At 44.6% G+C, this 11,969-nt stretch carries 9 protein-coding genes; 6 read left to right on the forward strand and 3 right to left on the reverse strand.

Annotation, left to right across the window (positions count from 1 at the left end; all coding sequences use genetic code 11):
- Positions 1-16 precede the first annotated feature (16 nt).
- From L3V43_RS21185 to L3V43_RS21195, 3 genes are all read left to right on the forward strand, one after another.
- The gene (locus tag L3V43_RS21185) at positions 17-1,030 is read left to right on the forward strand and encodes a DUF5924 family protein (protein WP_010603640.1); all 1,014 of its coding nucleotides are present in this window, start codon (positions 17-19) and stop codon (positions 1,028-1,030) included.
- Positions 1,031-1,129: 99 nt separating this feature from the next.
- A complete protein-coding gene (locus L3V43_RS21190) occupies positions 1,130-1,573 on the forward strand; it encodes a DUF2000 domain-containing protein (protein ID WP_237117355.1) in 444 nt (147 codons plus the stop codon).
- A 53-nt stretch (positions 1,574-1,626) separates the two neighbouring features.
- Positions 1,627-2,184, forward strand: coding sequence for a hypothetical protein (locus L3V43_RS21195; RefSeq protein ID WP_102058464.1), 558 nt, complete (start codon positions 1,627-1,629; stop codon positions 2,182-2,184).
- A gap of 278 nt (positions 2,185-2,462) precedes the next feature.
- On the opposite strand, the gene L3V43_RS21200 is transcribed toward L3V43_RS21195, so the two are convergent.
- Genes L3V43_RS21200 through L3V43_RS21210 form a run of 3 tightly spaced genes read right to left on the reverse strand, consistent with a single transcriptional unit; the run spans position 2,463 to position 7,855 of the window.
- A complete protein-coding gene (locus L3V43_RS21200; protein WP_235368183.1) occupies positions 2,463-4,238 on the reverse strand; it encodes an FAD-dependent oxidoreductase in 1,776 nt (591 codons plus the stop codon).
- On the reverse strand, positions 4,231-5,994 hold the full coding sequence (locus L3V43_RS21205; RefSeq protein WP_237117354.1) for a thiamine pyrophosphate-binding protein: 1,764 nt from the start codon (positions 5,992-5,994) through the stop codon (positions 4,231-4,233). Before L3V43_RS21205 ends, L3V43_RS21200 begins: the two co-directional genes overlap by 8 nt.
- Entirely contained in the window at positions 5,981-7,855 is a 1,875-nt protein-coding gene (locus L3V43_RS21210; protein ID WP_102058461.1) for an FAD-dependent oxidoreductase, read from the reverse strand. Before L3V43_RS21210 ends, L3V43_RS21205 begins: the two co-directional genes overlap by 14 nt.
- 625 nt (positions 7,856-8,480) lie before the next feature.
- Between L3V43_RS21210 and L3V43_RS21215 the strand changes: the two genes are divergently transcribed.
- Genes L3V43_RS21215 through L3V43_RS21225 form a run of 3 tightly spaced genes read left to right on the forward strand, consistent with a single transcriptional unit; the run spans position 8,481 to position 11,953 of the window.
- Positions 8,481-9,341 (forward strand): hypothetical protein, encoded by an 861-nt coding sequence (locus tag L3V43_RS21215; protein WP_010369754.1) that lies wholly within the window; start codon positions 8,481-8,483, stop codon positions 9,339-9,341.
- 58 nt (positions 9,342-9,399) lie between these two features.
- The gene (locus L3V43_RS21220; RefSeq protein ID WP_235368185.1) at positions 9,400-10,608 is read left to right on the forward strand and encodes a cysteine desulfurase family protein; all 1,209 of its coding nucleotides are present in this window, start codon (positions 9,400-9,402) and stop codon (positions 10,606-10,608) included.
- A 49-nt stretch (positions 10,609-10,657) separates the two neighbouring features.
- Complete coding sequence (locus L3V43_RS21225) at positions 10,658-11,953, forward strand: pyridoxal phosphate-dependent aminotransferase (RefSeq protein ID WP_102058459.1); 1,296 nt, start codon at positions 10,658-10,660, stop codon at positions 11,951-11,953.
- The last annotated feature ends 16 nt before the right edge of the window (positions 11,954-11,969 follow it).

Below are 11,969 nucleotides of genomic sequence, written 5' to 3' on the forward strand. Positions count from 1 at the left end.
AGCAATTTTTATTTCAATGCGTTATTTCAAAAACCTAATAACAAAATTTATTTTGATGATGCAGAAGTGGCCCGGCCTAATGGCGCTGTTGGCTTTTTGCAGTGGTATAGCGAGCTTTATTTTAGTTGAACGTAAAGAGTCGTTTTCACAGATCATCGCTCTGCTTTTACTCACCAGTTGGCTGTGGCTTATTATTGATAACTGGCTTCGCGACCAAGTGGAGCAACGTTTTGGTATTGTGTTGTCACCCAACTTTATGCGCTTTGCCCTACAAATGGTGCAACAGGAAAGTCTATTCTTCGCACTGCCTTTTTTCTTGGCTGCCACAACATGGAATCATCCACAGGCCGCGTTTACCTGCTTAATTGCACTCTGCGCGTTTATCTCCGTTGTGGACCCGATATATTACAAAAAGCTAGCCCGGCACAATGTGCTGTTTATGGTATTCCACAATTTTGCTTTGTTTGTTGTGATTTCAGTTACGCTACCTATTTTGCTTCACCTGACAACCGACCAAAGTATACAAATAGCGCTAGTCACCGCCATTATTCTTACCCTACCGAGTCTTGGTAATGTCATGCCACATGCAAGATGGTGGCGTTTTCCCTTATTGGCTCTGCTGCTAAGTGCACTTAGCGCCGGTTTGTGGCAGTTACGTAGCTGGGTTCCCCCGGCGGCCTTACGACTCACCGACATTACGCTGGCTTATGAAGTTGATAGGCAGCAACGAAAGCCAATGAACAGTATCCAACACCTCGATACCCATTCGCTTCACGAACAAGGCTTGTATAGTTGGAGCGCGGTAAAAGCACCACGGGGACTAAACGAAAAGATCTTTCACGTGTGGGTACACAACAAGCAAGTGGTTGACCGAATCCCCTTAAATATTAGCGGTGGACGCGAGGAAGGCTATCGAGCTTGGAGCCATAAGAGCAACTTTCCCGCCGACTCAACAGGTAAGTGGGAGGTGCACGTTGTCACCAGTTCAGGACAACTGATTGGCCTAACAAAATTTACTGTATCTCCTTAGGAAATTTTTAAGGAATTACAATCAATTATCGAAATCTAGGCGCGGTGATAGTGTTATTATGATATGGTTAAGCGTCTCTTTTCTTATTCAAGGAAGTCTATGACTGATTTTTCCGTTTTACCGGACGAAAACTCGAAGCGATTTGTTGCTGTGCTCAATAAAAAAGTTGAACTTGGTCGACTTTTTAATGCGCTTGGCCATATGACCGCTGGGCTCATTGACCAAATTGGTAATACTGATGAGCTCTGCTTTTTACCGTATCAAGACAAAGATGGCGGCATTCACCCTTCGATTTCGCACTACCCTTTTATTGTGCTTAAAGCAGATAACAGTAATAAAATCAGAAAAGTGCGAGCAGAGCTTGTGGCTCGTAACATCCCCTTTACCGACTTTACAAATACCATGATTGTTGGCACATCCGAACAGCAAGTAAGCGCCACCGCTGAAACACCAGAGCAAGAATTAGAGTACTTTGGCATTTGCATGTTTGGCGATAGCGCGGAGCTTAAAGAATTTACAGGGAAATTCAGCTTGTTTAAATAACCAGAGGTTTATTTTTGGTATCACTTACTTTGGTTGTAGTTTAGGTTTAATTTATGAAACGATTTTCAAGTATTGCGTTGGTCATTGTTGTATTACTGGTCATCCTTAATATGAGTAATTTGCCTTGGGAGTTAAGATTTGCAGCTCCTCAGCATAATTACCTTTTCGTTATGATACTGGCCATCATCTTGCCCGCTTCAGTGTTGTTGTGGTCGTTATGTCGACGCACCAAGTTGCTCAAAATGTCTGGCTTATTAGTCGCTTTGGCAGCAGCAGTGCCGAGTTTCATCGTATTCATCTTTGCCGCTGGTGATTATTCCGAGATCAAACAAAGCGGCGTTGACAACTCCTTTGCCGAACTTAATCGACTGAATGTCAATGACGATAACTATGTGCTTTACCGAACCGACCGCGGAGCCACCACCTCATATGGTTTAGTTTTACGCTTAGAGCGAGAAATCGGATTTGGTATTCATGCAGTAAAGGTCGTTCACAGCAAATACAAAGCCGCAGAAGGTCAGCTGGAGTTGCTTTCTGAGAGCCAAATAAAAATGCAGATCCAGCCTTATGATACGCAAGACCAAATGGAAGTGGTGGTGTTAGATATTTAAAATGCTTTCAAGGCCGCAGCGTAAAGCACATGATAAAAGCGACAAAATCGCTGTGTAAAACAGCTCCTACTGCGTAGCGTAAATAGGCTTGTAGGAGGCGATTCACTCGCCGAGCAGTTTATGTTTTCTAACGAATTTTTGATGAAAAATCCTCCTCATCTCACCACCCAAAAATTCAATATAAAAACAACAAAGTCGCTGTGTAAAACATCTCCTACCTCAAGGTGAAACCAAGCAAAAAGCCGATACTGGCTTTTTGCTCTTCACATTTAACACTGTTAAATAATTGTCTTACGGGTTCTTAGGCGATTAAAGTTGACGTAAACCTCTTTACCACAGTCTAATTTAACTGTGAAACCCGAATACTCCTCTTTGATTTCAATGAGTTTTTCATAATTCTCTTGGAAGTAGGTTTGCGTCGGGATGGATGCGTCTTTAAAGCTGATAAACGCGCCGTATGCCCCTTCTATGGTGGTGTCGCGGCTAACTTCAATCCAATCAAGTGCACGGTTTACATAACGGTATACTGGATTTGCTTGACCAAGGCGTTTGCTGTCATAACTGCCGTCATATTTTAACTCGGTATTCCACCAAGTTTGGTATTGAATGGTATACTGCGCAGTAGTATAAGGAAAGGCAACACGTTCCTTAGCATCATCACAAGTATCATTAGCATAAAACTTACCCGCAATGGCACCTAGAGTGACATAACTAAATAGTCCAAGTGGGGCATTTTGTGCAAACAGTAAAGGCGATGTGAGTGAACGCAATAGCGCCAACTTGCCTTGTTCGGTAAGACCAGACTCACGCACTAGCTTCGAGGTGATCTTGTGTGGCGCTGGGGCGTCGAAGTCTGGTGTAAATGGTTCGCCATCAAGGCTTGCGGCAAGCGTCCCTTTTAACCCCAGTTTTTTGAGATTAGCCAAAGAGTTTCGCGACCAGTCAGACATCAATGCTTCGCTATAATTCTGCTTTGTGTCCGTGCCCGTCACCTGCACTTTAGCTGTGGGAAAATACTGCTTAGCAAACTGAAGTAGCGCCTTTTCGGAGCCTTGCCAATAACCATACATGGTGCTTGGGTGCTTTAACGTTTTTTCGTAGCCAGATGACTTTTCACACTCGCTAACATCTGGGATCGCGTTGATTTTTAGGTTAGTACCAACTAAGTTCTCGGTATCCTTTCCCGTATCGTTAATCGCATCTTCCCACTGGCTGAGCAGCTGCCAAGTTGCTAAGTCTGTAGAGCCAACCGCCTCATTATTCCAGTTAATTTCAAAGCGGTGGATTTCGTCAGGTAGCTCAAAAGCTTTGACTCTAAACTCTGTCACTATTCCATAACTTAACGCCCCGCCTCCGCGTAGTGCCCATAAGAGATCTTCATTTTCAGTTTCAGATACCTCAACTCTCGAACCATCTTGCAAAATAACAGTCGCACCAACGAGTGACTCACAGCACATCCCTTTTGCTCGCGTCCACGGGCCCCAACCACCGCCTTGAATATACCCAGCTAACCCAACCGTGGCGCAAGTGCCATGTGGAATGGTTAACGGTGGAATATCCTTGTAACCAGATTCCGCAAGCTTTGGGACTAATTGATAAAAGCGATAGCCCGAACCAATATGGGCAATATAATCATCGCCTTCTTTCTCAATGGAGAAGTCTTTTAAACCGCTTAAATCCAGTAGCACCACATCTGTGCCACTACACTCCCCTTCGTGATCATGGCCGCCAGAGCGCACCCGAATGGGTAAGTTAAACGCTATCGCCTCTTGATAGGCGCGCATTACATCATCAGTGTTATTACACATCACAATTACCGAGGGCGAAAACTGAAATCGTGTGTTAAAGATAAGCGCTTTAGCTTGATATTCTCTAAAGCGCTCCATCGAAGTATCCCCCGTTGGCAATAAAGTAAGCAACTGCTTTGCAGAAAAGCCATGCTTGCTTTCTAACGCGAGTATAAATCCTTGTGTCGCGCGCCAATAGCGGTCGATACGCTTTTGTGCTTCTTCTAACTGATATTCAGGGATTGGTTTATTGGATTGTTTAGGCATTGTTGTTTCCTTGCGCTGTGCTATTTCCACATGGACAGTCGTCCACTTTGTTACCCGTAATGGCTTCGGCGAGATCTTGTATCGCCGGTGCGAGATCTTTTTTATCAATATTGACTTTAATGAGGTACGGCTTACATGAGTTTTCATGAAGCGCAGCAAAAACCCCATTTAGATCTGCGACGGTCTCTACATGCAAATATTCAACAGAATACGCATTCGCTAATGATTTATAGTCCCAACGATGCAGATCATCAAATGGTGCAAATGCGCCCGCAGGAGTAAACGCACAGATATCAACGAACGACTGCTCAATTGCATACACTTGGTTACTCATTACAAACACTGCAGTATTGAGTTTGTTATGGCTAATGGTAGACAGTGTTTGGCACATCATCATAAACCCACCGTCGCCGGCAACCACAACACTACGTCGATTGTCAGCCAAGGCTGTGCCGAGTGAACAACCGGTTTCATGACCTAACGACCCCCAAGCCGCGTCACTAATAAAGCGACTTTCTTCAATACCAGTTAAACGAGCCGCCATATAAAGCGAAGAGCTTTCACCTAAAATAAGGTTGAAGTCACGCACCTTTTGGCATTGGGCTAACTGCTTTTGGTATGTGCAAAAGAAGTTTTCGTAGCTGATGGTATCGCAATCTCGTACGGGACTTTTCAAGTAGGGGTTTTCCGGCAACGAGCAAAGCGCATGATGCTGCATCGGGTAATGCTCAACATACACCGTTAAATCATCAATAAACTGTGCTAAATCGATACCACCAAAACGTTCGCAGTTACCAATTCTTGCTTCGCCCATATTCACGCGGATCAATTCGTTGTCTTGCGTTTTTAACATGGTCAGGTAGTCATCAGTGAATATTGCCCCCAACGCTAAAATGCAATCTCGTTTGCTAACAAAGTCAAACGTTTCAGGCCATGACGCTTCACCCGCATAGGTGCCAACAAACAGCTCCTTCCCGAGCCCTTGCGCCTCACTTAATACTGATTTGGCTAGCGTGGTCGTGGTATACGGAATATTGAGGTTACAGAGCAAGTTCTCGACTTCCCTTTGTATGCCGAGCCTCGTGATCTCTATGCCTAATAATACCAATGGCTTCTCAGCTTCTTTGAGTCGGTTGATTACTTTATCGAGTAAATTTGCCATCATCGTAGGATTAGATGCAGGTCTTGGGATCACTAAATGGCCATCTGGTTTATCACAAGCTGCGCCCCACACGTTTTGCCATGCTTCTAGATAAATAGGCCGTTTTTCACTCATGGCAAGGCGTAACGCATTATCAATAATCTCAGGAGCAGAAGCAGGATCCGAAAGAATTTCACTGGCGACAGTGACATTTTCAAACACCTTTTTATCAGCGCTATAGTCGCCGGTAGAGTGATGAAATAACACGCCTGTTTCTTCAATATCTACACGGTTTTCAGCCGATGGGCTTGCCGATATAACGACAACAGGATTACGCTCGACATAAGCGCCGGCGATGGCGTTTAATACGCTGAACGTGCCAACGCCGTATTGCACAGACACCGCGCCAATACCTCGGTATCTTGCATATCCATCCGCCGCGTAGCCTGCCCCTAGTTCGGTTACATCGCCTACAGCGTCAATACCTGGAAAGTTGTCCAGTGCGGTCATAAACTCTTGCACATAGTCACCAGGCACTTGAAATACCTTATCTAGGCCCAACTGCTTTAACCGCCACAGTAAATGGTCGGCAACCGTAAAATTAGCGGTACTCATGATTAATACCTCGATAAGCGAATTCAGTGACTTCGTCCAGCGTGTCCGAACTGGCATTTGGCTGTTGCGCTGAATGCTGACACGAGCAGCCACCTTTACGGCAATCTACTGGTAAGTAATTGTGGTGTGACTCAAGCCACTGTTCATACTGGGCTTTGTCTTTAGATAACCACTTCGGTGTTGGTAAAGCAAAGAACTCAGCCAATGTTGATTCAGCCGTATTTAACGCTCCTTCAACCCAGCCTTGTTCATAGGAGTACGCTTCGCCAACAATATAGATTTCTTCACTCGCAACAGGGTGGCGCATTCTGCACATGATCTCATCGAGACGATAATTGGCTTTCCACTCATGCCAGCCACCGCCATAGGGGTCATCCCCCCACTCTTGGTAGATTGCAGAATATGGCATTGGGAGCGCTTTTTGATTATGTAACGCTTGAATTTGGCGATGTGCCGCTTCAACCATCCCGGTGGTAATTTGATACTGGTTTTTAGGTACTATCTCATTTTCGGTATAACCTTGTGCACCATAGGCTGGCATATAGCCTTGGTAATGCTCACCCTTTTCTAAACCTTTCCAGTAAGGAATAGTGCCAATATCATTGTAAGAAGCCATTAGCAGCGAGTTGGTATTGGGCTCACCATAGGAGTGCTCTACTTTACATACCTGTTCGCCTTTTTCGTTGGTCTCGTATTCAAGGCATTCTTTTTGATCGCATTCCGTGCCCATGTAATAAGTTTGACGGATTGGTAAGTCAGTGACAGAGCGACCAGCAACAAGGCCCAAACTGCGCCACCAAGGTTGCTCGTATGCCATAAACATCTTAATCGCTTTTTGGATAAGTACAGACGGAATGTTTTCTTTCAACCAAGGGTCATCAAAGAACGGCGATTCAATCAGCTCAAGCGAGCGCCTTGGCATAGCCAAAATAAGCCGCTTCACTTTAACGCTGTACGCTGGAGCATCTTTATCAACCACTTTCCCACTGCTATTCAATTGTGTAGGTTGAAAAGTGAGTTCATAACGATACTCGCCACAATCATGCAGCTCAATTTTTGCAAGTCGATGCAACATATTAACGCGCTTACAGCGGTCAAGGCAGCCCGGTGCCGCTGCAAACTCTTCACATAACTTCAGCGGTAACGCCTGAAAACCATCTTTTAGGGTCTTAAATACCGTATCATCGCTATATTCAGTGGCAGGCAACTGAGTAACCGCACTGGCATTCGCCACATTAGCATCGTAGCCCCCCGCTTCTTTCATAAAAAGGTATGCTTCGTTACTCAACACATGCTCAAGCAAGTTCCAAAAGCCAAAGCGCCAAATTTCCTTGCCAAACACTTTGACTTTCATCTGCTCTGCAAGAGACATGTCGGCAAATCCCGGGCAGATGAGGTTCATGACTTTAACTTGAAGATCTTCCGGTCCATAGCCTCGCTCTGTTTCTTCAAGCTGGTATGGGATTTTATCTGGACACTCGGCGAAATCACGATATCTAAAATATTGCCCTCGCAGGTAAAAGAGGTTGTTTTCACTACCTGCTTCAGGGGAGCTTTCTGCATTTGAAGGGTATAACGGCAGCTTTGAGCCCATTGGGAAGTCTTTGGTTTGGAGTTTTAGCTCATCCACCAGCGTACTCACCATCACATGATCCTCAGGAATAAAGCGCATTCCACCAAGCTCAGCCACAACGTTGGGCAACCCCGGAAGCGTGCGACTGTACAAACGACCACCGATACGATCGCTATATTCAAATAAGCCTATGCGATGTGTATCACCAAGCTCTTGTTGCAGACGCCATGCACTATAGACACCTGATACACCGCCGCCCACAATGGCAATATCTAGTTCTTTATTCATTTTAATATGCTCCTTTAAGCTATTACTTTAAAAGCATATTTAAGGGTAGTGATTTTATCTATTACACCGAGTTACAACAGATTACAGAGACATTACAGCAACTACAAAAACCACTTTTCACTAAATCAATATAGATATGTAACCCAATGTTTTAGCTTAGCTAATCGCATTTATTTTGATTAACGCAAATGCCGTGCAAACGGCAATGACTCAACTCGGTGAAGAAATCCGCATAGTCCTACTTACTTCTTATTCCGCCTAAAAGATGTTTATTAATTAAACAAGTCACTTAGCATGATTTTGGTTTTCTTTTTCACCAATTAGCGCTGACTCGATTAAAACAATTGAAATGAAAGTTTCACAAAAAAACTTCTAAAAAACTCAATTTTTACGCAAACAAACATTGACCTTACCACCGTGGCAATCTTTACAGTTATTTAACTTAGCAGATTCATCCTTAAGGTGAAGTTGACTTTTTATTAACCTCACTTTGTTAGTAGGGCATGGAAATTAATTACTTCGTGCGTTACCGCTTTGGCACATGCTTGTCGGTAAACAAACTAATTAGGCCGTTACTCAAAGGTATTAAACACCTTTAACACAACTACAGATAGAGACTAACGAAATGAAATTAAAAGAAAAAATGGTTGGAAAAGTAGAGCAAAAACTCCTAGAGATGATCCGTATGGATGTCGCTGAACACTACCCGACTGTCTCCGCCTTTTATCTAGAAGGTGGGCATTTTGATCCGCGTTATTCCGCTACCGAATTCTCAATAGATTCAATGGTAAAGGTGTTAAATGTTGCTAACAACGCGATTCTAGAGCACAAGAAAAAACTTAAAGTGGTGCTTGGCGTGTTGATAGACGATCTGGGCTTACAGTGCGGTAGTGAGTCTTGTGATATTTCTGCATCCCCAGCAATGACCACCGACAGCCAAGGGCTTGCGCCATTACCTGACGAGCTAGAAGCCGTATTAAGTGATTACAGCATTGTAAAACGCGACCGCTTAGTACTTCAGGGTGAGCGCAATTGTAAAAACCGTGGGATCCAATCTTTACGTAAAATCATCTCGCAAGATTTAGCAAGTTTCCCACAATTGTCACTCGCAACGAGCAACGGTGTAACTAAAATTCTATTCGAAAACAGTAAGGGAGTAGACATCGTTTTAGCTGAATCAAAAGATAAGGATATATGGACTGCAAAATGCCCGCTTATCATGGCGCAGCACTATAAAGACACATACCAAAAAGCGCTGAAAATGAACCCTCAAGCAGGGGTATTCCACATTATGGACTTCTCTGAAATGGATGACTTTCACAAAGTCGTGAACGGTACTGAAGTAGCATTAGGACTTTTCCTACAAGACGAAAGCCTTGGCGACAATATCGTTAAGATCTCCAATATCTTCTTGTCTGACTTTGATATGGAAGATTATTCCATTAACACCCAAACCAGCACCCTAGCCGAAGCTTGCGAAGCGTAACGCACGCATTTATCCGCTTCAATTTGACTGTTGCCCCAATTTTATACGGAGATTTTTTATGTCACTCATTACAGCACTAGAGAGTAAGTCCACCACGGAAGCGTCGCTACGCTTTCCTATCTATTTAGACCATAACGCCACAACACCGTGCGACGAAGCTGTGTTACAAGCCATGCTACCTTACTTTTGTAACGACTTTGGTAATGCTGCGAGCATGTATGGTTTACATGGCTGGAACGCCCATAAAGCGGTCGAACAAGCGCGTGAAAAAATTGCAGATGCCCTTGGTGCACAACCTGAAAATTTTATCTTTACTTCTGGCGCGACTGAAAGCAACAACTTAGGGATCCGCGGCGTGTTTCGTGCTTGTAATCACAAAGGCAAGCACATTATTACTTCGTCGATTGAGCACCCAGCAACGCTTGCAACACATAGAGATCTAGAACAGGAAGGCGCTCGCGTTTCTTATCTTGAGCCGCTACCAGATGGCAGCTTTGATATTGACGCAATGAAGGCCGCAATCACGCCTGAAACGATTTTAATCACCGTGATGTACGCAAATAACGAAATCGGCACCATTAATCCAATCGACGACATTGCCTTTATTGCAAAGCAACATGGCATTCTATTTATGTCTGACGCCACACAAGCGCTAGGCAAGGTCGATATTAATCTGACCACTTGCCCTATTGATATTTTAACTTGCTCGGCACACAAAATTTATGGCCCTAAAGGGGTTGGCGGCCTGTATTTAAGACATCAGCATGGCAATAGAGTGGTTGATATTAGACCGCAGATCACCGGTGGTGGAAGCGAGCAAGGACTACGCGGTGGCACGTTAAATGTGCCTGGCATTGTTGGTTTTGCCAAGGCTGTAGAACTTGCCCAGCGAGAACTGAGCAATGGCGCAATTGACAAAGTTGAGCAGCTAAGAGACAAGCTAGAAGATGGTTTATTGGAGCTACAACAGGTGCAAGTCAATGGCATGAGCGAAGAAAGACTCCCCCATGTTTGTAACGTCTCTTTCCATGACACCGACGGTAAAAAAATGCTGAGCCTATTAAAGAAAAGCATTTCAGTCAGTACCGGCTCAGCTTGTTCGTCAAGCAACCTATCGCCAAGCCACGTATTAACCGCTCTTGGGCTATCGGATGAACTGGCACAGGCAACCATCCGCTTTAGCCTAGGCAGGCATACTACAGAAGCCGAAATTGACTTCGCACTCAACAAAGTTAGAGAAGTCGCAGCGCTAACTTTACTCGTTTAAATAGTACTAAATTATTCCAGAACAAATACTTAAGGAGAAAAATATAACAATGGAAAACCTATCAAATTTAGCCAATGCACTTGATTACTCGGACATTATTCACCTTGAGTTTTACGTGCAGGAGCAGCTTGCAAAGGGGAAAGAAATTTGTGATTTGATCATTGGAGATTTTGACACGCAACAATTTCCGATGCCCGACTACCTTACCGCACAGATCCAGCAAGCCTACGAGAACAAGCATAACGATTATCCCCCGCTTGAGGGGGTGTTATCACTTCGCGATGAGGTAGCAAAACAAACTAAAAAGCGCTTTAACGTCAGCTACAACCCAGATACGGAGATGCTGATCTCTGGCGGTGCAAGACCTTTGCTGTATTCTGCGATGCTCGCCACAGTGAGCGCAGAAGACAAGGTGATCTACCCTGTGCCTTCTTGGAATAACATGTTTTACACCACCATGTGTGGTGGCAAGCACGTGCCAATTGAAACCAGCGAAGCAAATCAGTTTTTACCTACAGCGGAACAGCTTCAAGCGCATATATCTGATGCGCGCCTTATCACCTTATGCTCACCACAAAACCCTAATGGCTCCATGTTTTCAAAGCAACAGCTCAGTGAAATCTGCGACATGGTTGTGGCAGAAAACGCGCGCCGCAGAGCGATAAACGCCAAACCACTCTACGTTATCTACGACCAAGTGTACTGGATGCTGACAATGCAAGAGGTTGAGCATTATCATCCGGCGTCGCTTTGCCCAGATATCAAGCCTTACTTAATTGTGGTTGATGCTGGCACCAAAGCTTTTGCCGCAACAGGCATTCGAGTTGGGTGGGCGACAGGCCCACACGAAGTGATAGCAAAAATGCAGGTGATCCAAGAACATATAGGTGCAATGGCTCCAACGGCAGAGCAACTTGCCACCGCGGTGTTATTTCAAAATGAAGCCTATCTACAAAGCTATTTAGCCGGCTTTAAAGAAAAAATACTAACCTCAATGGCGGTACTGCATCAGGGTGTTCAGGATATGAAAGGCGCAGGCATAGCAATCGATTCATTTATACCAAATGCCGGCATTTATATGACCTTGAAGATCGACGCCATCAATATGGAAACCCCCGATGGAAACGTACTCGAAAATGCAGATCAAGTCAGTCGGTATTTAATTGATAGCGCAGGATTAGCACTGGTGCCATTTGCCAGTTTCGGCTGTCGTTCTAAAGCGTCACAGCTTTGGTATCGCGCTGCCGTTTGTACGATTTCACCGAGTGAAATTGAAGCGGCGCTGCCAAGGTTACAAACTGCACTGCTCGCACTAACCGAGTCAAAACTATTACTCGAAGCTTAGCGCTATTCTACACAAC

The sequence above is a fragment of the Pseudoalteromonas sp. L23 genome, from assembly GCF_021728455.1.
In the GTDB taxonomy this organism is placed as follows: domain Bacteria; phylum Pseudomonadota; class Gammaproteobacteria; order Enterobacterales; family Alteromonadaceae; genus Pseudoalteromonas.